Here is a 21854-nt window from a genome sequence, read left to right on the forward strand (position 1 = left end):
GCGGCGCGCCGTGTCACCTCCCGTGTGGGCATTCGTCCCGCTGGGGCGGGACGGGTGGGCACACGGGACGGCGCCCTTGCGGGCGCCTTCCGCACCTGCGCCTGGACCCGCACCCCAAGGGCGCCGCAGTCGTGGTGCGGGTCAGGGCCCGGGGAGCCTAGGCCCGGCAAGGGGCGCCGTCCGTTGTGCCCACCCGTTCCGCCCCAGCGGAACGAATGCCCACAACGAGGTGGCGACGGGCACCAGCCCGCGGGTGGGTGGGCACCGCCCCGGCGGAACGAAGGGCCACAACGCGGTGGCGGCGAGGGGCACCGCCCCCGCGGGGCGAAGGGTCGCGGCGGCCCGCGACGGGCGCCGCGGCGGCGGGAGGAAGGGGCGTACTCAGGGCGGGCTAGGTGTCGTCGGTTGGCCGGGAGGGGCGGGTGAGGTCGCCGGCCGGCAGCGTCGCCTTCGCCACGCCCCGCGCCCGCCCCGAGGGCGACGGCGGCGGGCTCAGGCGGACGCGTCGAGCAGGCGCCGCACATGGTCGAGATAGCCCGCAAGCGCCAGTTCGAACGCCGCGTCCGAGCGGCCGCCGGCCACCGCCGCCAGCGCGTCGGCGAGGCGCGGCGTGGCCGTCTCGTCGGCGAGTTCCCACATCATCTCCGGCGCGGCCATGTCGAGCGCCGAGCCGAGGACCAGGTTCTCCATGCCGATGATCACCGGCATGACGTCCGCGAGCGCGAACCCCGCGTCGAGGAGCCGGACGACGGCCTTCTCGTACTGGAGGAGGACCTTCGGCGCGCGGACCGGTGACGTGGTCAGGAGCGGGATCGCGCGGGCGTGGGCGGCGAAGGCGGCGCGGTAGGAGCGCGCCCACGCGCCCATCGCGGCGTCCCACGGTTCGAGGTCGAAGGCGCTGTCGTCGATCGCGTCGCAGACCCGCTCCCGCAGCAGCTCCACGATCCCGTCCCGGCCGTCCACATGGTGGTACACCGACGCCGTCTGCGCCCCGAGCCGCCGCGCGATCTGCGGGACGCTGAAGTCGCCCTGCTCGTCGACGAGTTGGAGCGCCGTGGTGGTGATGCGCTCCCGGTCGAGGAGGGGCGTGCGCGGCCGGCCCATGAAGGTTCTCTCCCAGGTCAGGTCTTCCCGAATCGTCGGGGCCGAGGCTACATTGCGCCAACCGAAAGGCTTTAGGTTTACGTCCCCGCCCCCGGATGTCCTGCCAAGAAGGGCCCCCGTATGTCCTCCAGCGCCTCCGACACCACCTCCGACAGCACCTCCGACGAGCCACCCGGTCTGCGCACCGGCACCCTCGGCACCGCCGACATCTCCTTCTTCGTCGTCTCCGCCGCCGCACCGCTCACCGTCATGGCCGGCGTCGCCCCCATCGCCCTCGTCCTCGGCGGCATCGGCGCACCCGCCGGCTATCTCCTGGCCGGCATCACGCTCGCCGTCTTCGCCGTCGGCTTCACCACCATGAGCCGCCACGTCCGCAGCGGCGGCGCCTTCTACGCGTACATCACCCGCGGTCTCGGCAAGCCCGTCGGCATCGCCGCCGCCCTGGTCGCGATGGTCGGCTACAACGGCATGGAGATCGGCGTCTACGGCCTGCTCGGCACCGCCACCGCCGACACCGCCCACGCCCTGTGGGGCGTCGACCTGCCCTGGCTGCCCATCGCCCTCGCCGGACTGCTGCTCATCTGGTACGGCGGCTTCCGCTCCATCGACTTCGGCGCCAAACTCCTCGGCGTCCTCCTCGTCGCCGAGACCGGCATCCTCGTGCTCCTCGCCGCCGGCGTCCTGCTCAAGGGCGGCGCCCACGGCCTGTCCCTGGCCTCCTTCGCGCCCGGCAACGTCCTCGTGCCCGGCACCGCCGCCGTCCTCGCCTTCGCGTTCTCCGCCTTCACCGGCTTCGAGTCCACCGTGATCTACCGCCGCGAGGCCCGCGACCCGGCCCGCACCATCCCACGCGCCACCTACATCGCGGTCGGCTTCCTCGGCCTCTTCTACGCCTTCGTCGTCTGGACCGTCATCCAGGCCTTCGGCGACGACAAGGTCGTCGAGGCCGCCGCGGGCGACACCGGCGGACTCTTCTTCACCGCCATCACCACCTACGTGGGCGGCTGGGCCGCCGACCTGATGCACGTGTTCATCGTGACCAGCATCATCGCCTCGCTGCTGGCCTTCCACAACGCGATCAACCGCTACGGCCTGGCCCTCGCCGAGGAGGGCGTCCTGCCCGCCGCGCTCGGCCGGATCCACCACCGCCACCGCTCCCCGTACGTGGCCGGTGTCGCCCAGACCGTGCTCGGCGCCGTCATCGTCCTCGGCTTCGCGGCCGCCGGCGCCGACCCGTACACCCAGCTGCTGCTGTGGGTGAACACGCCCGGCATGCTCGGACTCATGGCGCTGATGCTGCTCGCCGCGCTCGCCGTCGTCCGCTACTTCCGGCGCGTCCCGCACCGGGAAGGCGCCCTGCGCACCCTCGTCGCGCCCGCACTCGCGGCGGTCCTGCTCACCGTCGCCCTCTGGCTCGTCGCCTCCAAGGTCGACCTCTTCACCGGTGCCTCCCGCACCGTCAACGCGGTCCTCGTCGCCGTCGTCCCCGCCGTCTTCGTCCTCGGCCTGCTGCTGGCGCTCCGCCTGCGCCGCACCCGCCCCGAGGTCTACGCCCACTTCGCCGCCGAGCCCGCCCAGCCCGCAGACCTCACCCAGGCCGCCGACCCCGTCCGGCCCGCAACCTCCGCCCAGCCCGCCGCGACCTCCACCGAAGGAGCCGATCCCGCGTGTCCGCCGCACCCGACCTCGTCCTCGTCGACGCCCGCGTCCGCACCCCGGACCTGACCGCCCACACCGCCGTCGCCGTCCGGGACGGACGGATCACCGCCCTCGGCGACGACACCGACGCCCGCGCCTGGCGCGGCCCCGGCACCGAGGTCGTCGACCTCGGCGGCGCCACCCTCACGCCCGGCCTCACCGACGCCCACAGCCATCCGGTCTGGGGCCTGGAGATGTCCGCCGGCACCGACCTGTCCGCCGTCACCGACCTCGACGGACTGCGGGCCGCGCTGCGCGACGCCGTACGCCAGGACGGCTGGGTGCTCGGTCACGCCCTGGACCACAACGTCTTCGCCGGCCGGAGCGTCCACCACGAACTGATCGAGGACGCCCTCGGCGGCGCACCCGCCTTCCTCCGGCTGTACGACGGCCACTCCGCGCTCGCCAGCGCCGCCGCCCTCAAGGCCGCCGGCATCGACGGGCCGCGCGCCTTCGCCCAGCGCTCCGAGATCGTCTGCGACGCCGACGGCCGCCCCACCGGGCACCTCAACGAGCACGCCGCCATGGACCTCATGACGTCCGTGCTGCCCGCCCGGCCCTACGCCGAGCGCCGCGACCGGCTCGTCGAGCTGCTCTCCGCCATGGCCGCCACCGGACTGACCGGCGCCCATGTCATGGACCTCGGCGGCCACGACGTACCGGGCCTGCTCACCGCGATCGAGGCCGACGGCGACCTTCCGCTACGGCTCCGCCTCGCGCCCTGGTGCATGCCCGGGGCCGGCCCCGAGGAGCTCGACGAGCTGGTCCGGCTCCAGGAGCGCGGCGGGCGGCTGTGGCGGGTCGGCGGCGTCAAGTTCTTCATGGACGGCACGGTCGAGGGCGGCACCGCCTGGCTGGAGCACGCCGACTGCCACGGCCAGGGCACCGACGCCTTCTGGCCCGACCCGGCCGCGTACTCCGCCGCCGTGCGCCGGCTGCACCACGCGGGCGTCGGCACCGCCACCCACGCCATCGGCGACGCGGCCGTCCGCCACGTCCTGGACACCGTCGCGGCCCTGGCCGGCGCGCCGGGCCCCCGGCACCGGATCGAGCACATCGAGACCGTGCCCGACGACCAGCTCGGCCGCTTCGCCGCGCTGGACGTCGCCGCCTCCATGCAGCCGCCGCACACCGCGTACACCCGCGCCGACCGCACCGACGAGTGGTCCCGGCGGCTCGGCGACGAGCGGGCCGCGCGGGCCTGGCGCTGCCGGGACCTGAGGGACGCGGGCGCCACCCTCGCGCTCGGCTCGGACTGGCCCATCGCCCATTACGACGCCCGCCAGGTCCTCGCCACCGCCCAGGTGCCGCGCGGCGCGGCCTCGGTCCGGCCGGGTCTCACGGGTCTGATGGCCCTGGAGGGCATGACCACGCACGCCGCGCTCGCGGCGGGCGAGGAGCGCATCGCGGGCCGGATCGCGCCGGGCTACCGGGCGGACCTCACCGCCTTCGCCGTCGACCCGGCCGAGGCCGGCGCCGACGAGACCGCGACGGCCCCGGTCCGTCTGACCGTGAGCGGCGGCCGGATCACCTTCCGGAGCTGACCCGCTCCTGGTCGTGCGTGCCGGCGCCATTGGTCTTCCCCGCCCCGTCGGTGCTTCCGGCGCCCGCCCGGTCGTGCCGGCCGGCGGCCCGGGAGCCCTCGGCGTCGGCTGCCTCGGCCGGGGCCGGGGCGTCATCCTTCGCGTCCACGCCCCGGGGCGTGGACGCCGCCGGCTCCACCAGGCGGGGCAGCTTGTGCGGGCGCGAGCCGTACCAGACGTACGAGACGGCGAAGCCGAAGCCCAGGCAGAGCACGCCGCCGACCGCGTCCATCCAGAAGTGGTTGGCGGTGGCGACGATGACGACCAGGGTCGCCATCGGATAGAGCAGGCCCAGGATCCGGGCCCAGGGCGCCTTCGCGAGCAGGAAGATCGTCAGTCCGCACCACAGCGACCAGCCGATGTGCATCGACGGCATCGCCGCGTACTGGTTGGACATGTGCTTGAGGTTGCCCGAGGCCATCGAGCCCCAGGTGTGGTGCACGAGCACGGTGTCGACGAAGTTCTGGCCGTTCATGAGCCGCGGCGGCGCCAGCGGGTAGAGGTAGTAGCCGACGAGCGCGACACCGGTGGTGGCGAACAGGACCGTGCGGAACGCGGCGTAACGGCCCGGCTGCCATCGGTACAGCCACACCAGCACACCGATCGTCACGACGAAGTGCAGGGTGGCGTAGTAGTAGTTCATCGACACGATCAGCCATGTCACCGAGTTCACGGCGTGGTTGACGGTGTGCTCGAAGGCGAGGCCGAGGGTGTGCTCCACCTGCCAGATCCAGTCGGCGTTCTCGAGGGCCTGGGCCTTCTGCTCCGGCACCGCGTTGCGGATGAGCGAGTACGTCCAGTAGCTGACCGCGATGAGCAGGATCTCGAACCAGATGCGCGGGCGCCGGGGCGCCCGGGCGCGCAGGCGCGGGAATCTTCCGCCGGCCACGGTGGGTGACGACGGGGTCGTCCGGTTTTCCAAACTCTTCACGGTCGTTTCACCCATAGGAGGAGAGTCTGCCAGATCCCTTTCCTCCGACCGATCATCCCTCGGTCGGGTCCGGGCCGCACCCTCTCCGTCTCAGGGACGACGCGGCGTCTCAGGGTCGAGGCCGGGTTTTCAGGTACGGGACGGGGCCGGGTTTCAGGGACGGGGCGGCGCCCCGCGGCGGGGCGGCGTCTTGGGTACGGGCCGGGTTTCAGGGGCGCGGCGGGGCCGAGGCCGTGGAACCGCGGACGACCAGCTCGGGCATGAAGACGAACTCGCTGTGCGGGGCCGGCGTGCCGCCGACCTCCTCCAGGAGCGCCCGGACCGCGGCCTGGCCCATGGCCTGCACGGGCTGCCGGATGGTGGTCAGCGGCGGGTCGGTGAAGGCTATGAGCGCCGAGTCGTCGAAACCGACCACCGACACGTCCTTCGGCACCTGCAGGCCCTGCTGCCGGGCCGCCCGGATCGCGCCCAGCGCCATCATGTCGCTCGCGCACACGATCGCCGTGCAGCCCTTGGCGATGAGCGCGGCGGCCGCGGCCTGGCCGCCCTCCAGCGTGTAGAGCGAGTGCTGGATCAGCTCCTCGGCCTCCTCCGGGGAGAGCCCGAGCCGCTCCTGCATGCCCTTGCGGAAACCCTCGATCTTGCGCAGCACCGGCACGAACCGCTTGGGGCCGACGGCGAGCCCGATCCGGGTGTGGCCGAGGGCCGCCAGGTGCGTCACCGCCAGGACCATCGCGGCCCGGTCGTCGGGAGAGACGAAGGGCGCCTGGACGTGCGGCGAGAAGCCGTTGATGAGGACGTACGGGACGCCCTTGCCGCGCAGCTGGTCGTAGCGGGTGGTGTCGGCCGTGGTGTCGGCGTGCAGCCCGGAGACGAAGATGATGCCGGAGACGCCGCGCTCGACGAGCATGTCGGTGAGCTCGTCCTCGGTGGAGCCGCCCGGCGTCTGGGTGGCGAGCACCGGCGTGTATCCCTGCCGGGTCAGGGCCTGCCCGATGACCTGCGCGAGCGCGGGGAAGATCGGGTTGTCCAGTTCGGGGGTTATGAGCCCGACGAGGCCCGCGCTGCGCCGGCGCAGCCGGACCGGGCGCTCGTAGCCGAGCACGTCGAGTGCGGCGAGCACGGATTCACGGGTGGCCGCGGCCACACCGGGCTTGCCGTTGAGCACGCGGCTGACTGTGGCTTCACTGACCCCCGCCTGGGCTGCGATGTCGGCGAGCCGCGCGGTCATGGCAGTGGACTGTACCGGTCGGGCGGCGTATTGCCCACCACGTGCGCTTTCCGGACCGCATCGGCCGACTTGCGCAAGTTCTTGCAAGACATGACACCAGCCTGGAGCTGTCAAGCGGCTCGTCGGCAACCTTAGGGACACATGGATGTAACGATCCCCGGGTCTTGCAGAAATTTCCCGCAAGGTCTTTCGGCTCGTTTTCATCCCTGTTACGTTCCTGCCAGCCCGGCGCGCCGCGAGGGAGCGGTCGCATGAGGAAGTTGTTCGAGACCCTCGTCCGATCCGGGACCATCGATAGGAGTTCACATGCGGCGTGGCATAGCGGCCACCGCGCTGGTCGCCGCCCTGGGCGTGACCCTGGCGGCGTGCGGAGGCGACAACGGCGGTTCCACCGGTGGCGGCGCGAAGAGCTCGGGCGAGCTCTCGGGCACCGTGACCTGGTGGGACACGTCCACGGTCGGCTCCGAGGACAAGGTCTTCAAGAAGATCGCCGAGGACTTCACCAAGCAGCACCCCAAGGTCACGGTCAAGTACGTCAACGTGCCCTTCGGTGAGGCCCAGAACAAGTTCAAGAACGCCGCGCAGTCCGGTTCCGGCGCACCCGACGTCATCCGCTCCGAGGTCGCCTGGACCCCGGACTTCGCGAACCTCGGCTACCTGGCCCCGCTGGACGGCACCACCGCCCTGAAGGACCAGGACGACTTCCTGAAGCAGGCCGCCGCGTCGACCAAGTACAACGGCAAGACCTACGCCGTGCCGCAGGTCATCGACTCCATGGGCATCTTCTACAACAAGAAGATCTTCAAGGACGCCGGCGTCGAGGTCCCCAAGACCGTCGACGAGCTCAAGTCCGTCTCCGCCAAGATCAAGCAGAAGACCGGCAAGACCGGCCTCTACCTGCGCGGCGACGACGCCTACTGGTTCCTCTCCTTCCTCTACGGCGAGGGCGGCGACCTGGTCAACGCCGACACCAAGACCGTCACGGTCGACAACGCCGCCGGCGTCAAGGCCTTCAAGACCGTCAAGGACCTGGTGGACTCCAAGGCCGCGATCACGGACGCGACCAACGGCTGGGACAACATGCAGGCCGCCTTCAAGGACGGCAAGGTCGCCATGATGATCAACGGCCCGTGGGCCGTCGCCGACACCTACACCGGCAAGGAGTTCGCCGACAAGGCCAACCTGGGCATCGCCCCGGTCCCGGCCGGCTCGGCCGGCCAGGGCGCCCCGCAGGGCGGTCACAACCTCGCCGTCTACGCGGGCTCCAAGAACCTGGACGCCTCCTACGCCTTCGTCGAGTACATGAGCTCCGCCGAGGTCCAGGCCAAGGTCGCCAAGGAGCTCAGCCTGCTCCCGACCCGTACCTCCGCGTACGGCAAGACCGACGTCGCCATGAACCCGATGATCACCTTCTTCAAGCCGGTCGTCGACAAGGCCGTCGAGCGCCCCTGGATCCCGGAGACCGGCAGCCTCTTCGCGCCGCTGGTCACCGAGTACACCAAGGTCCTCACCAACCAGACCAGCCCCGAGCAGGGAGCGAAGACGGCGGGCGACTCCTACCGCAAGCTCCTGAAGGACTGGAAGTAAAAGGAAGGCTGGCCGACTGATGGCTGTGGACACCACCGGCCGGTCGGTGGCGAAGGCCGCGGGCGACGACGTCGCCCGCGGCCGGAGCCGCGGCTCCGGCAAGCGGCAGGGAGCGGTGAAGCGGTCCCTCTCGACCCACTGGTACGCCTGGGCGATGGTCGCCCCGGTGGTGCTCGTGATCGGCGTGATCATCGGATATCCGCTGGTCCGCGGCATCTGGCTGTCGCTCACCGACGCCGACGAACGCAACGTCGAACGCTCCATCGGCGTCAACCACATCCCGGCGACGTACGAGTTCACGGGCCTGGACAACTACGCCGACGCGCTCACCGGTGGCCAGTTCCTCGGCACGCTGGGCTGGACGCTGGTGTGGACGGTGTCCTGCGTCTCGGTGACCTTCGCCCTCGGCCTCGGTCTCGCCAACATGCTCAACCGCCGGATCGCCGGCCGCTCCGTCTACCGGATGCTGCTGATCCTGCCCTGGGCCGTACCCGGCTTCGTCTCCGTCTTCGCCTGGCGCTTCCTCTACGACGAGCGCCGAGGCATCCTCAACCAGCTGCTGGCGGGCGGCGGCATCGACGCCGTGCCGTGGCTCAACGACCCGACCTGGGCGAAGTTCTCGGTCATCGCCGTCAACGTCTGGCTCGGCGTCCCGTTCATGATGGTCGCCCTGCTCGGCGGGCTGCAGTCCATCCCCGGCGAGCTGTACGAGGCCGCCGAGATGGACGGCGCCGGCGCCCTGCAGCGCTTCCGGCACATCACCCTGCCCGGGCTGCGGTCCGTCAGCACCACGGTGATCCTGCTGAGCACCATCTGGACCTTCAACATGTTCCCGGTGATCTTCCTGCTCACCCGCGGCGGACCCGGCGAGGCCACCCAGATCCTGGTGACCCAGGCGTACAAGTTCTCCTTCGAGATCAGCCCCCGCGACTACGCGCAGTCCTCCACCTGGGGCGTGCTGATCCTGATCCTCCTGATGGTCTTCGCCGCGGTCTACCGGCGCGTCCTCCGCAAGCAGGGAGAAGTCTGGTGACCACCGCCACCGCCCCCGCCCGGGCCTCCGTCAAGGCCCCCGTCAACGCTCCCCGCCGCGGCCGCCGCTCGCCGCTCGCGTCCCTCGCGCTGCACGCCACCCTGGTCGTCGCCGCCGTCATCGCGGTCTTCCCGGTGCTGTGGGTGCTGCTGACCTCGCTCAAGCCGGCGAAGTTCGCGACCACCACGGACTTCGTCAAGGAGCCGACGCTCGAGAACTACACGAACCTGCTGAACGACACCCCGTTCCTCACCTGGTTCGGCAACTCGCTGCTCGTCGCCGCCCTCACCACCGTGCTCGGCGTCTTCGTCTCCTCCACCACCGGCTACGCCGTCAGCCGCTTCCGCTTCCCCGGCAAGCGCGGGCTGATGTGGACGCTGCTCATCACCCAGATGTTCCCGGTCGCCGTCCTCATCGTGCCGATCTACAACATCATGGCGTCGATGGGCCTGCTCAACAGCCCGGCCGGCCTCGTCATCACCTATCTGACGATCGCCGTCCCGTTCTGCGCCTGGATGATGAAGGGCTTCTTCGACACCATCCCGCGCGAGATCGACGAGTCGGGCCAGGTCGACGGCCTCACCCCGTTCGGCACCTTCTGGCGGCTGATCCTGCCGCTCGCCAAGCCGGGCATCGCCGTGACCGCCTTCTACTCCTTCATCACCGCCTGGAGCGAGGTGGCGTACGCCTCCGCCTTCATGGTCGGCGACGAGAACATGACGCTCGCCGGCGGACTGCAGAAGTTCGTCAACCAGTACGGCGCCCAGTGGGGCCCGATGACCGCGGCCTCCGTGCTCATCGCCGTCCCGGCCGCCCTGGTGTTCCTCCTCGCCCAGCGCCACCTGGTGACCGGCATGTCCGCCGGTGCCGTCAAGGGCTGAGCCCGTACCCGTGTCCGCACGCTCCTTACGAAGCAAGGAAGACATGACCCAGCACCTCGCCGCCCCCGCCGACGCCGCACCCGCCACCGGCACGCAGTCGGGCTGGTGGAGAGACGCGGTGATCTACCAGGTCTATCCGCGCAGCTTCGCCGACGGCAACGGCGACGGCATGGGCGACCTCCAGGGCATCCGCAGCCGGCTGCCGTATCTGAAGGAGCTCGGCGTCGACGCCGTGTGGCTCTCTCCCTTCTACGCCTCGCCGCAGGCCGACGCCGGCTACGACGTCGCCGACTACCGGGCCATCGACCCCATGTTCGGCACCCTCCACGACGCCGACGCCGTCATCCGCGACGCCCACGAACTGGGCCTGCGGATCATCGTCGACCTCGTCCCCAACCACTCCTCCGACCAGCACGAGTGGTTCCAGCGCGCCCTGCGCGAGGGCCCCGGCTCGCCGCTGCGCGAGCGCTACCACTTCCGCCCCGGCAAGGGCGCGGCCGGCGAACTCCCGCCCAACGACTGGGAGTCCATCTTCGGCGGCCCCGCCTGGACCCGTACCGAGAACCCGGACGGCACGCCCGGCGAGTGGTACCTGCACCTCTTCGCGCCCGAGCAGCCCGACTTCAACTGGGACCACCCGGCCGTCCGCGACGAGTTCCGCTCGATCCTGCGCTTCTGGCTCGACATGGGCGTCGACGGCTTCCGCGTCGACGTCGCCCACGGCCTCGTCAAGGCCGCCGGCCTGCCCGACATCGGCGCCCACGACCAGCTGAAGCTGCTCGGCAACGACGTCATGCCGTTCTTCGACCAGGACGGCGTCCACGACATCTACCGCTCCTGGCGGCGGATCCTCGCCGAGTACGACGGCGAGCGCGTCCTCGTCGCCGAGGCCTGGACCCCGACCGTCGAGCGCACCGCGCTCTACGTGCGCCCCGACGAGATGCACCAGGCCTTCAACTTCCAGTACCTGGGCACCCACTGGGACGCGGCGGAGCTGCGCCGGGTCATCGACGCCTCGCTCGCCGCGATGCGCCCGGTCGGCGCGCCCACCACCTGGGTGCTGTCCAACCACGACGTCACCCGGCACGCCACCCGGTTCGCCAACCCCGCCGGCCTCGGCACCCAGCTGCGCACGGCCGGCGACCGCGCGCTCGGCCTGCGCCGGGCCCGCGCCGCGACCCTGCTGATGCTGGCGCTGCCCGGCTCCGCCTACGTCTACCAGGGCGAGGAGCTCGGCCTGCCCGACGTCACCGACCTGCCCGACGAGGTCCGCCAGGACCCGTCCTTCTGGCGGGCCTCCGGCCAGGACGGCTTCCGCGACGGCTGCCGGGTGCCGATCCCGTGGACCACCGAGGGCGGCTCGTACGGCTTCGGCGACGGCGGCTCCTGGCTGCCGCAGCCGGCCGGCTGGGGCGCGCTCAGCGTCGCGGCGCAGACCGGTGACCCCACCTCCACCCTGGAGCTGTACCGCAGCGCGCTCGCCGTGCGCCGCGCGCAGCCCGGGCTCGGCGCGGGCGAGGCGATCGAGTGGCTGGACGCGCCCGACGGCGTCCTGGCCTTCCGGCGCGACGGCTTCGTCTGCACCGCCAACACCACCGGCCGGGCCATCTCCGTCCCGCTGCCCGGCCGGTTCCTCCTCTCCAACGAGCCCGTCTCCCATGGTGAGGGCGTGGCGGAGCTGCCCGCCGACACCACCGTCTGGTGGGCGGTGTGACGATCCCCCTGCCGCGGGGCGCCGGTGCCGGTGCCCCGCGGCTCGCGGACATCGCGGCCCAGTCCGGGGTGAGCGAGGCCACCGTCAGCCGGGTCCTCAACGGCAAGGCGGGCGTGGCCGGCGCGACCCGGCACAAGGTCCTCGCCGCGCTCGACGTGCTGGGCTACGAACGTCCCGTACGGCTCAGGAGGCGTAGCGCCGGCCTGGTCGGCCTGGTGGTGCCCGAGCTGACCAATCCCATCTTCCCGGCCTTCGCCCAGGTCATCGAGCAGGTCCTGGCCGGGCACGGCTACACGCCGGTGCTGTGCACCCAGATGCCCGGCGGCGCGACCGAGGACGAGCTGGTCGAGCAGCTGGTGGAGCGCGGCGTGTCCGGCATCGTCTTCCTCTCCGGGCTGCACGCGGACGCCACCGCCGACCCGGCCCGCTACGGCGGGCTGGCCGCGCGCGGCGTGCCGTTCGTCCTCATCAACGGCTTCAACGAGCACATCGACGCCAACTTCGTCTCGCCCGACGACCGGGCGGCGGCCCGGATGGCCGTACGGCACCTGGTGGACCTCGGCCACGAGCGGATCGGGCTCGCCATCGGGCCGACCCGTTACGTTCCCTCGCGCCGCAAGGCGGAGGGCTTCGCCGCCGAACTGCGCGCCCGGCTCGGCATCGAGCGGGAGGAGGCCGAACGGTTCGTGCGGCCCACCCTGTTCGGCGTGGAGGGCGGCCACGCCGCCGCCGACCTGCTGCTCGCCGAGGGCTGCACGGGCATCGTGTGCGGCTCCGACCTGATGGCCCTCGGCGTCGTCCGGGCGGCCCGTGCCCGCGGCCTCGACGTGCCCCGTGACGTGTCCGTGGTCGGCTTCGACGACTCCCCGCTGATCGCCTTCACCGACCCGCCGCTGACCACCGTGCGCCAGCCGGTGCAGGCCATGGCGACGGCGGCGGTCGGCGCGCTCCTGGAGGAGATCGAGGGAAACCCGGTCCAGCGCACGGAGTTCGTGTTCCAGCCGGAGCTGGTCGTGCGCGGCTCCACGGCGCAGCCGCCGCAACTCCTTGCGTAATCCCTTTCCTTGACCTGTGCGAAGGGTTGACCGCACGCCTGTACGCCCCTACGGTCGCGGCTGAAAACAGTTGCTGTCTTTTTCGGCAACTTCTTGCGAACAGGCTCTCCCGAGCCGAGAGAGCCGCTCTTGCGACAGGGACGTCGTACAGGAGGAAGCATGGCAAGAAAGACCGTGGCCGCTGCACTCGCCCTGGTGGCGGGAGCCGCTGTGGCCGTCACGGGATCCCCCACCGCGCAGGCCTCGGCCCCCGGCGAGAAGGACGTCACCGCGGTGATGTTCGAGTGGAACTTCGCCTCGGTGGCCAAGGCCTGCACCGACCAGCTGGGCCCCGCCGGTTACGGTTACGTCCAGGTCTCACCGCCCCAGGAGCGCATCCAGGGATCCCCGTGGTGGACCGCCTACCAGCCCGTCAGCTACAAGATCGCCGGCCCGCTCGGCGACCGCGCCGCCTTCAAGAGCATGATCGACACCTGCCACGCGGCAGGAGTGAAGGTCGTCGCGGACTCGGTCGTCAACCACATGGCCGGCCCCGCGGACCCGAACGCCACCTACACCGGCACCGGCGGGTCCACGTACAGCAAGTACAACTACCCGGGCGTCTACTCCGGCGCCGACATGGACGACTGCCGCGCCACCATTTCCAACTACCAGGACAAGGCGAACGTCCAGAACTGCGAGCTGGTGCAGCTCGCCGACCTGGACACCGGCGAGGAGTACGTCCGCGGCCGGATAGCCGCCTACCTCAACGACCTGCTGTCGCTCGGCGTCGACGGCTTCCGGATCGACGCCGCCAAGCACATGCCGGCCGCCGACCTCGCCACCATCAAGTCCCGGCTGACGAATCCTTCCGTCTACTGGAAGCAGGAGGCCATCCACGGCGCCGGCGAGGCCGTCTCACCGAGCGAGTACCTCGGCAACGGCGACGTCCAGGAGTTCCGCTACGCCCGCGACCTCAAGCGCGTCCTGCAGAACGAGAAGCTCGCCTACCTCAAGAACTTCGGCGAGGCCTGGGGCTACATGCCGAGCGGGCAGTCCGCCGTCTTCGTCGACAACCACGACACCGAGCGCGGCGGCGACACCCTCAACTACAAGGTGGGTGCTCCGTACACCCTGGCCTCCGTCTTCATGCTCGCCTGGCCCTACGGCTCCCCGGACGTCCACTCCGGCTACGAGTGGACCGACAAGGACGCCGGCGCCCCGAACGGCCACCAGGTCACCGCCTGCTACCGCGACGGCTGGAAGTGCCAGCACGCCTGGCGCGAGATCTCCTCCATGGTGGCCTTCCGCAACACCGCCCGCGGCCAGGCCGTCACCGACTGGTGGGACAACGGCAACAACGCGATCGCGTTCGGCCGCGGCTCCAAGGCCTACGTGGCGATCAACCACGAGACCTCCGCCCTGACCCGCACCTTCCAGACCTCGCTGCCCGCCGGCACCTACTGCGACGTGCAGAGCAACACCCCGGTCACGGTCGACGCCGCCGGCCGGTTCACCGCCACGCTCGGCGCCGACACCGCCCTCGCCCTGCACGCGGGCGCCAGGAACTGCGGCACCCAGCCGGTCACCGCCGGCGCCACCTTCAGCGTCAACGCCACCACGACGCCCGGCCAGAACATCTACGTGACGGGCAACCGCCCCGAGCTCGGCAACTGGTCCCCGGCCGCCGCGCCGAAGCTCGACCCGGCGACGTACCCGGTCTGGAAGCTCGCCGTGACGCTGCCCGCCGGCACGGCCTTCGAGTACAAGTACGTCCGCAAGGACGCGGCCGGCAACGTCACCTGGGAGTCCGGCGCCAACCGCACCGCGACTGTCCCCGCCTCCGGCCAGATCACCCTGAACGACACCTTCCGCACCTGACGATCCTCACCGCCAAGGGCCGCCCCGCCGGGGCGGCCCTCTCTTCCCGTACCTCTGGGAGCACCCCGTGACACGCAAGAGAACGGCGGCCGCGCTCGCCGCCGCCCTGTGCGCCGCCCTCGTGCCCGCCCTCCCCGCGACCGCCGCCCCGCGGCCGCCCGCGCCGCCCTCCGACCGGGCGCTGGCCGCGACACCCGCCCGCCACGACCTGACCCGCGAGCAGTTCTACTTCGTGCTGCCCGACCGCTTCGCCAACGGCGACACCGGAAACGACCGCGGCGGCCTCACCGGCTCCCGCTCCGAGACCGGCTTCGACCCCACCGACAAGGGCTTCTACCAGGGCGGCGACCTCAAGGGCCTCACCGAACGGCTCGACTACGTCAAGGGCCTCGGCACCACCGCCATCTGGATGGCCCCGATCTTCAAGAACCGGCCCGTGCAGGGCACCGGCAAGGACGCCAGCGCCGGCTACCACGGCTACTGGATCACCGACTTCACCCAGGTCGACCCGCACTTCGGCACCAACGAGGACCTGCGGCGGCTGATCGACGCCGCCCACGCCAAGGGCATGAAGGTCTTCTTCGACGTCATCACCAACCACACCGCCGACACCGTCGACTACGCCGAGAAGACCTACGGCTACCGGCCCAAGGGCGCCTACCCGTACCTCGACGCCACCGGCCGGCCCTTCGACGACCGCGCCGCCGTGCCCGAGGTGAACGCCGGCTCCTTCCCGTACACACCGGTCGAGAAGACCGGCACCAAGGTCCCGGCCTGGCTCAACGACCCCACGATGTACCACAACCGGGGCGACTCCACCTGGGTCGGCGAGTCCGCCGAGTACGGCGACTTCGTCGGCCTCGACGACCTGTGGACCGAGCGCCCCGAGGTCGTCGAGGGCATGAAGAAGATCTACGAGAAGTGGGTCCACGACTTCAAGATCGACGGTTTCCGCATCGACACCGTCAAGCACGTGAACATGGACTTCTGGACCCAGTGGGCCACCGCCCTCGACGCCTACGCCAGGAAGCAGGGCCGGAAGGACTTCTTCATGTTCGGCGAGGTCTACTCCGCCGACACCTCCGTCACCGCGCCCTACGTCACCCGCGGCCGGCTCGACGCCACCCTCGACTTCCCCTTCCAGGACGCCGCCCGCGCCTACGCCTCCCAGGGCGCCGGCGCCGACAAGCTCGCCAAGGTCTTCGCCGACGACTACAAGTACGCTGCCGCCCACGCCAACGCCTACGAGCAGGTCACCTTCCTCGGCAACCACGACATGGGCCGCATCGGGACCTTCCTCAAGCAGGACCACCCGGACGCCGGCGACCCCGAACTCCTCCAGCGCGCCCGGCTCGCCAACGAGCTGATGTTCCTCACCCGCGGCAACCCGGTGGTCTACTACGGCGACGAGCAGGGCTTCACCGGCGCCGGCGGCGACAAGGACGCCCGCCAGACCCTCTTCGCCTCCAAGGCCGCCGACTACCTCGACGACGACCAGCTCGGCACCGACCGCACCCACGCCTCCGACGCCTACGACACCGGCCACCCGCTCTACCGGGCGATCGCCCGGCTGTCGAAGCTCACCCGCGAACACCCGGCCCTGCGCGACGGCGTCCAGCGGGAACGCTACGCCCAGGGCTCCGTCTACGCCTTCTCCCGTACGGACCCGGAGGCGGACACCGAGTACCTCGTCGCCACCAACAGCGCCACCACCGCGCGGACCGTGACCGTGCCCGTCGACTCGACGGCCTTCCACGTCCTCTACGGAGGGCAGGGCGCCGTCACCGCCCGGGACGGGGCCGTCACCGTCACCGTCCCGGCCCTGTCCTCGCTGGTCCTGAAGGCCGACACGGCCCTTCCCGCCCCGGCCACCGCGCCCGGCATCACCCTGAAGGCGCCGGCCGCCGGCGCCACCGGCACCGTCGAGATCAGCGCCGACGTCAGCGGCGACGGCCGGGGCCGGGTCGTCTTCGCCGCCCAGACCGGCGACGGCCCCTGGCAGACCCTCGGCACCGCCGACCACGCCCCGTACAAGATCACCCAGCAGGTGACCGCACCCGCCGGCACCGCCCTGCGCTACAAGGCCGTCGTCGTCGACGCCGCCGGACGCACCGCGAGCGCCCTCGCCGCCGGCACCGCCGGCCAGGCCCCCGCGCCCGAGAAGCCCGTCGCCGTCGAACGCACCCACGCCGTCGTGCACTACCGGCGCCCCGACGGGAACTACGACGGCTGGACACTGAAGGCCGCCGGCCAGGAGGCACCCTTCACCGGCCGCGACGCCCACGGCGCCTTCGCCTGGGTGCGCGTCCCCGAAGGCGCCTCGACCCTCCCGTACACCGTCGAGAAGGACGGCGCCGCCGACGGCCCGCAGCGCAGCATCGCCCTCGCCCGCACCGGCGAGGTCTGGATCACGCAGGGCGCCGAAGGCCAGTCCGACACCGACCCGGCCCCGGCCCCGCAGGACAGGACCAAGGCCGTCCTGCACTACCAGCGCGCCGACGGGAACTACGACGGCTGGGGCCTGCACCTGTGGACCGGCGCCGCCCGGCCCACCGACTGGTCCACGCCGCTGATGCCGGCCCGCTTCGACGCCTACGGCGCCGTCTACGAGGTGCCGCTCACCGAGGGCGCGACCTCCCTGTCGTACATCGTCCACAAGGGCGACCAGAAGGACCTGCCCACCGACCAGTCCCTCGACCTCGGCACCTACGGCCACGAGGTGTGGCTGCTCGGCGGACAGCAGCAGTACCTGCTCCCGCAGACCGGCGGCACGCCCGGCCTCGACCTCACCAAGGCCGAGGCCCAGTGGATCGACCGGAACACCGTCGTCTGGAAGGTGAAGGCCACCGGCTCCACCAGCCAGCAGCTGGTCTACGCCGAGAACGGCGGCATCACCGTCACCGACGGAGCCCTCAGCGACGAGGGCCGCTGGCTGCGGCTCGCTCCCACCGCCCTGACCGACGCCCAGAAGCGGAAGTTCCCGCACCTGAAGGACTACCCGGCCTTCACCGTCGACCCGCGCGACGCCGGCCGCGTCCGCGCCTCGCTGCGCGGCCAGCTGATCGCCACCCAGCGCGCCGCCAACGGCGCCCTGCTCGCCGCCACCGGCGTCCAGACCGCCGGCGTCCTCGACGACCTGTACGCCCGGCAGGCCACCGGCGCCGCCCTCGGCCCCGTCTTCCGCGCCGGCCGACCCACCCTGTCCGTGTGGGCGCCGACCGCCCAGTCCGTCGCCCTCGAACTCGACGGCAAGGCCGTGCCCATGCGGCGCGACGAGGCCAGCGGCGTCTGGTCCGTCACCGGACCGAGGACCTGGACCGGCAAGCCGTACCGGTACGTCGTGAAGGTCTGGGCACCCGGCGTCCAGAAGGTCGTCGAGAACCGGGTCACCGACCCGTACTCCACCGCCCTCACCACCGACTCCGCCCGCAGCCTCGTCGTCGACCTCGCCGACCCGCGCCTCGCACCGGCCGGCTGGAAGACCCTGAGGAAGCCCGCCGCCGTGCCGCTGCGCGACGCCCAGATCCAGGAACTGCACATCCGGGACTTCTCCGTCGCGGACACCACCGCGCCGGCCGGCCACCGGGGCACCTACCTCGCCTTCACCGACACCGGCAGCGCGGGCTCACGCCACCTGCGCGCACTCGCCGCCGCCGGCACCTCCTACGTCCACCTCCTGCCCGCCTTCGACATCGGCACCATCCCCGAGAAGAAGTCCGAGCAGACCGCACCCGCCTGCGACCTCAAGGTCTACGCACCCGACTCCGAGGAGCAGCAGGCCTGCGTCACCGCCGCCGCGGCCAAGGACGCCTACAACTGGGGCTACGACCCGCTGCACTACACCGTCCCGGAAGGCTCCTACGCCACCGACCCCGAAGGCACCCGCCGCACGGTCGAGTTCCGGCGGATGGTCCAGGCCCTCAACGGCGACGGACTGCGCACCGTCATGGACGTCGTCTACAACCACACCGTCGCCGCCGGACAGTCCGACAAGTCCGTCCTCGACCGGATCGTGCCCGGCTACTACCAGCGCCTCCAGGCCGACGGCAGCGTCGCCACCTCCACCTGCTGCGCCAACACCGCGCCCGAGAACGCCATGATGGGCAAGCTCGTCGTCGACTCGGTCGTCACCTGGGCCAAGCAGTACAAGGTCGACGGCTTCCGCTTCGACCTCATGGGCCACCACCCCAAGGAGAACATCCTCGCCGTCCGCACGGCGCTCGACGCCCTGACCGTCGAGAAGGACGGCGTCGACGGCAAGGCGATCGTCCTCTACGGCGAGGGCTGGAACTTCGGCGAGATCGCCGACGACGCCCGCTTCGTCCAGGCCACCCAGAAGAACATGGCCGGCACCGGCATCGCCACCTTCTCCGACCGGGCCCGCGACGCCGTCCGCGGCGGCGGCCCCTTCGACGAGGACCCCGGGATCCAGGGCTTCGCCTCCGGCCTGTTCACCGACCCCAACACCTCGGCCGCCAACGGCACCCCGGAGCAGCAGAAGGCACGGCTCCTGCACTACCAGGACCTGATCAAGGTCGGCCTCACCGGCAACCTCGCCTCGTACACCTTCACCGACACCTCCGGGCGCACGGTCAAGGGCTCCGAGGTCGACTACAACGGCGCCCCGGCCGGCTACGCCGCCGCTCCCGGCGACGCCCTCGCCTACGCCGACGCCCACGACAACGAGGCCCTGTACGACGCCCTCGCCTTCAAGCTCCCGGCCGGCACCCCGGCCGCCGACCGGGCCCGCATGCAGGTCCTCGCCATGGCCACGGCCACCCTCTCGCAGGGCCCGGCGCTGTCCCAGGCCGGCAGCGACCTGCTCCGCTCGAAGTCCCTCGACCGCAACTCGTACGACAGCGGCGACTGGTTCAACGCGATCCACTGGGACTGCCGCGACGGCAACGGCTTCGGCCGCGGACTGCCGCCGGCCGCCGACAACAAGGCCAAGTGGGCGTACGGCAAGCCGCTCCTGACCGGCGCCGGCCTGACGCCGGGCTGCGCCGAGATCGACGGCGCCTCCGCCGCCTACCGGGACCTGCTGAGGATCCGCGGCACCGAGCCGGCCTTCTCGCTCGACACGGCCGCCCGCGTCCAGGACGCCCTGTCCTTCCCGCTGTCCGGCCGCGACGAGACGCCCGGCGTGATCACCATGCGCCTCGGCGACCTGGTCGTCGTCTTCAACGCGAGCCCGCAGGCCCAGCGGCAGACGGTGGGCGCCCTGGCCGGCCAGGCCTACCGCCTCCACCCGGCCCAGGCGTCCGGCTCCGACCCGGTGGTGCGGACCGCCGCCTACGAGCCCGGCTCCGGCACCTTCACGGTCCCGGCCCGCACGGTGGCCGTCTTCACGGCCCGCTGACGCTCCCGCCGGACGCAAGGCCGTGCCCCGCAGTCGCCGGGGCACGGCCTTCGCGCGTGCCCGGGCCGACTCAGCCGACCGGCTGCTCCGTCACCGGGTGCTCTGCCACCGGGTGCGTCACCGGCTGCTCCGTCAGCGGCTTCTCCATCAGCGCGACCGCGTACCGGCGGCCGTCCGCCGCCGCCTTCTCCAGGCGTCCGACGACCGCGTACCCGGCGCCCTCGTAGTACGTCCGCAGCCGCGGGTCCGCGGCCTCGCAGTCCAGCCGGGCCAGGCCCCGGCCGGCGGCGGCCGTGCGCCGTTCCGCGTGGTCGAGCAGCAGCCGCCCGGTCCCGGCGGGCGCCGCCTCCCGGTCGGTCATCAGCCGGTGCACATAGCCCGCCACCGGCAGCTGCGGGCCCCACACGTCCTCGTCCCGCCACCACAGCTCGTACGCGCCGACCGGCCGCCCGCCGAGCAGCGCGAGCCACACCTCGCCCTCGGCGATCCGCCGGCGGAAGTGCTCGGGCCCGCGGGCGCCCGGCTTCCACTGCTCGATCCCGTGGTCGGTCATCCAGCGGGCCACGTCGTCGTGCAGCCGCACCAGAACGTCGAGGTCCCCGTCGTCCGCCTGCCGGAAGGTCACTTGTGCCGTCATGACGATCACCGTAAAGGTGTGGGCTGACATCCGTACCAGCAGGAGCGACTCCCATGCCCCACATCACCGTCGACTACTCGGCCCCGCTCGACCGCCGCGGCTTCGCGCTCGCGCTGCACCCGATCGTCGTGGAGACGGTCGACGCGCGCCTGGAGGCCTGTGTGACCAGCTTCCGCGAGGTCGAGGAGACCGTGGTGGGCGACGGCGCGGGCGAGGCCGGGCTCGTCCACGTCGACATCGCGCTGCTCGCCGGCCGTACGCCGGAGGCCAAGGCGCGGCTGTCGGCCGCGGTCCTGGAGCTGCTGCCCGGTTACGTGAAGGACGCGTCCGGCGTCACGCTGTCCGCCGAGGTCCGTGACCTCGACGCGTCCTACGCCAAGCGGCGCTGAACCGGCAGCTGGTCAGGCAGCTGATCGGGCTCCGGTGCCGGCGCCTGGCCGGGTGCCTGGTCCGGCGCCTGGCCCGGCAGCCGGGGCACGAGCGCCGCGAGCCGGGCCACCAGGTCGCCGAACGGCCCGTCGGCCGGCTCGTCGGCGACGATCCGCAGCAGAATCTCCGCCATCCCGGCGTCGTACGCGGCGCTCACCGCCGCCAGCGCCGCGAAGTCGTGCACGAGCTGGAGCTCCAGCTCCGCGCGCGGCACCCGGCGCCCGTCCAGCCACAGCAGCGCCGTCGACTCGGCCAGCGACACCCAGGAACGGACGACCAGTTCGAGCCGGGCGGAGGGCTCGTCGACGTCCAGATGGGCCAGGATCTGCTCGTACGCGGCCTGCCGCACCTCGTCGATCATCGCGTTGGTCGTCGACGAGCCGACCGCCGGGCCGCCGCGCATCAGCGCCGCGAAGCCGGGCCCGTGCCCGTCCACGAAGTCGAAGAACCGGCCCATCACGCGCAGCAGCCGCGCCCCGAGCGGGCCCTCCGGCGGTTCGAGGAAACGGGCGGCCAGCTCGTCGGCGGCGCGCCGCAGCGCGGCCTCGTAGAGGGACTGCTTGCCGGGGAAGTAGTGGTAGACCAGCGGGCGCGAGATGCCCGCGGCCGCGGCGATCTCGTCGATGGAGACGTCGTCGGGGGAGCGGTGGCTGAACAGCTCAAGGGCCACCCCGATCAGTTGCTGTTTACGCTCCTCGACGCCCATCCTTCGGCGTACCCCGGTCGTCATGCGAACAGCCTAACGGGAGTCC

Annotated in this window: 15 protein-coding genes; 10 read left to right on the forward strand and 5 right to left on the reverse strand. The window is 72.0% G+C overall.

What is annotated here, in order from left to right; translation table 11 throughout:
* Nucleotides 1–492: 492 nt before the first annotated feature.
* Nucleotides 493–1104 carry a TetR/AcrR family transcriptional regulator gene (locus ACIGO8_RS23795; protein WP_399734061.1) on the reverse strand — a complete coding sequence of 204 codons (612 nt, stop codon included), beginning with the start codon at nucleotides 1102–1104 and terminating at the stop codon, nucleotides 493–495.
* 120 nt (nucleotides 1105–1224) lie between these two features.
* Between ACIGO8_RS23795 and ACIGO8_RS23800 the strand changes: the two genes are divergently transcribed.
* Together ACIGO8_RS23800 and ACIGO8_RS23805 are read left to right on the forward strand one after the other, a co-directional pair.
* On the forward strand, nucleotides 1225–2829 hold the full coding sequence (locus tag ACIGO8_RS23800) for an APC family permease (protein ID WP_399734064.1): 1605 nt from the start codon (nucleotides 1225–1227) through the stop codon (nucleotides 2827–2829).
* Complete coding sequence (locus ACIGO8_RS23805; protein WP_399734067.1) at nucleotides 2772–4346, forward strand: amidohydrolase; 1575 nt, start codon at nucleotides 2772–2774, stop codon at nucleotides 4344–4346. The genes ACIGO8_RS23800 and ACIGO8_RS23805 overlap by 58 nt, the downstream gene beginning before the upstream one ends.
* On the opposite strand, the gene ACIGO8_RS23810 is transcribed toward ACIGO8_RS23805, so the two are convergent.
* The gene (locus ACIGO8_RS23810) at nucleotides 4330–5331 is read right to left on the reverse strand and encodes a phosphatase PAP2 family protein (RefSeq protein ID WP_399734070.1); all 1002 of its coding nucleotides are present in this window, start codon (nucleotides 5329–5331) and stop codon (nucleotides 4330–4332) included. The genes ACIGO8_RS23805 and ACIGO8_RS23810 overlap by 17 nt on opposite strands.
* A 193-nt stretch (nucleotides 5332–5524) precedes the next feature.
* Nucleotides 5525–6547 carry a LacI family DNA-binding transcriptional regulator gene (locus ACIGO8_RS23815; RefSeq protein ID WP_399734073.1) on the reverse strand — a complete coding sequence of 341 codons (1023 nt, stop codon included), beginning with the start codon at nucleotides 6545–6547 and terminating at the stop codon, nucleotides 5525–5527.
* A 306-nt stretch (nucleotides 6548–6853) separates the two neighbouring features.
* On the opposite strand from ACIGO8_RS23815, the gene ACIGO8_RS23820 reads away from it, so the two are divergent.
* From ACIGO8_RS23820 to pulA, 7 genes are all read left to right on the forward strand, one after another.
* Complete coding sequence (locus ACIGO8_RS23820) at nucleotides 6854–8134, forward strand: extracellular solute-binding protein (protein ID WP_399734076.1); 1281 nt, start codon at nucleotides 6854–6856, stop codon at nucleotides 8132–8134.
* Between the two features lie 19 nt (nucleotides 8135–8153).
* A complete protein-coding gene (locus ACIGO8_RS23825) occupies nucleotides 8154–9167 on the forward strand; it encodes a carbohydrate ABC transporter permease (protein WP_399734079.1) in 1014 nt (337 codons plus the stop codon).
* Entirely contained in the window at nucleotides 9164–10048 is an 885-nt protein-coding gene (locus ACIGO8_RS23830; RefSeq protein WP_399734082.1) for a sugar ABC transporter permease, read from the forward strand. Before ACIGO8_RS23825 ends, ACIGO8_RS23830 begins: the two co-directional genes overlap by 4 nt.
* A 43-nt stretch (nucleotides 10049–10091) precedes the next feature.
* A complete protein-coding gene (locus ACIGO8_RS23835; protein WP_399734084.1) occupies nucleotides 10092–11762 on the forward strand; it encodes a glycoside hydrolase family 13 protein in 1671 nt (556 codons plus the stop codon).
* The gene (locus ACIGO8_RS23840) at nucleotides 11750–12817 is read left to right on the forward strand and encodes a LacI family DNA-binding transcriptional regulator (RefSeq protein ID WP_399734087.1); all 1068 of its coding nucleotides are present in this window, start codon (nucleotides 11750–11752) and stop codon (nucleotides 12815–12817) included. Before ACIGO8_RS23835 ends, ACIGO8_RS23840 begins: the two co-directional genes overlap by 13 nt.
* Before the next feature lie 159 nt (nucleotides 12818–12976).
* The gene (locus tag ACIGO8_RS23845; protein WP_399734090.1) at nucleotides 12977–14677 is read left to right on the forward strand and encodes a carbohydrate-binding module family 20 domain-containing protein; all 1701 of its coding nucleotides are present in this window, start codon (nucleotides 12977–12979) and stop codon (nucleotides 14675–14677) included.
* 67 nt (nucleotides 14678–14744) lie between these two features.
* Nucleotides 14745–20036, forward strand: coding sequence for a pullulanase-type alpha-1,6-glucosidase (pulA, locus tag ACIGO8_RS23850; RefSeq protein ID WP_399734092.1), 5292 nt, complete (start codon nucleotides 14745–14747; stop codon nucleotides 20034–20036).
* 70 nt (nucleotides 20037–20106) lie between these two features.
* On the opposite strand, the gene ACIGO8_RS23855 is transcribed toward pulA, so the two are convergent.
* Nucleotides 20107–20673: a GNAT family N-acetyltransferase gene (locus ACIGO8_RS23855; RefSeq protein ID WP_399734095.1), complete on the reverse strand. Its 567-nt coding sequence runs from the start codon at nucleotides 20671–20673 to the stop codon at nucleotides 20107–20109.
* A 53-nt stretch (nucleotides 20674–20726) separates the two neighbouring features.
* On the opposite strand from ACIGO8_RS23855, the gene ACIGO8_RS23860 reads away from it, so the two are divergent.
* On the forward strand, nucleotides 20727–21062 hold the full coding sequence (locus ACIGO8_RS23860; RefSeq protein ID WP_399734097.1) for a 5-carboxymethyl-2-hydroxymuconate Delta-isomerase: 336 nt from the start codon (nucleotides 20727–20729) through the stop codon (nucleotides 21060–21062).
* Here ACIGO8_RS23860 and ACIGO8_RS23865 read toward each other — a convergent pair.
* Nucleotides 21044–21832 (reverse strand): TetR/AcrR family transcriptional regulator, encoded by a 789-nt coding sequence (locus ACIGO8_RS23865; protein ID WP_399734100.1) that lies wholly within the window; start codon nucleotides 21830–21832, stop codon nucleotides 21044–21046. The genes ACIGO8_RS23860 and ACIGO8_RS23865 overlap by 19 nt on opposite strands.
* Between the last annotated feature and the right edge of the window lie 22 nt (nucleotides 21833–21854).

This window comes from Streptomyces sp. NPDC053493 (genome assembly GCF_044544825.1).
In the GTDB taxonomy this organism is placed as follows: Bacteria; Actinomycetota; Actinomycetes; order Streptomycetales; family Streptomycetaceae; genus Streptomyces.

Coding starts and splice junctions, on each gene's coding strand:
- ACIGO8_RS23795 (WP_399734061.1), bottom strand. CDS start 1,104: ATGGGCCGGCCGCGCACGCCCCTCCTCGACCGGGAGCGCATCACCACC.
- ACIGO8_RS23800 (WP_399734064.1), top strand. CDS start 1,225: ATGTCCTCCAGCGCCTCCGACACCACCTCCGACAGCACCTCCGACGAG.
- ACIGO8_RS23810 (WP_399734070.1), bottom strand. CDS start 5,331: ATGGGTGAAACGACCGTGAAGAGTTTGGAAAACCGGACGACCCCGTCG.
- ACIGO8_RS23815 (WP_399734073.1), bottom strand. CDS start 6,547: ATGACCGCGCGGCTCGCCGACATCGCAGCCCAGGCGGGGGTCAGTGAA.
- ACIGO8_RS23820 (WP_399734076.1), top strand. CDS start 6,854: ATGCGGCGTGGCATAGCGGCCACCGCGCTGGTCGCCGCCCTGGGCGTG.
- ACIGO8_RS23825 (WP_399734079.1), top strand. CDS start 8,154: ATGGCTGTGGACACCACCGGCCGGTCGGTGGCGAAGGCCGCGGGCGAC.
- ACIGO8_RS23835 (WP_399734084.1), top strand. CDS start 10,092: ATGACCCAGCACCTCGCCGCCCCCGCCGACGCCGCACCCGCCACCGGC.
- ACIGO8_RS23845 (WP_399734090.1), top strand. CDS start 12,977: ATGGCAAGAAAGACCGTGGCCGCTGCACTCGCCCTGGTGGCGGGAGCC.
- ACIGO8_RS23855 (WP_399734095.1), bottom strand. CDS start 20,673: ATGACGGCACAAGTGACCTTCCGGCAGGCGGACGACGGGGACCTCGAC.
- ACIGO8_RS23860 (WP_399734097.1), top strand. CDS start 20,727: ATGCCCCACATCACCGTCGACTACTCGGCCCCGCTCGACCGCCGCGGC.
- ACIGO8_RS23865 (WP_399734100.1), bottom strand. CDS start 21,832: ATGACGACCGGGGTACGCCGAAGGATGGGCGTCGAGGAGCGTAAACAG.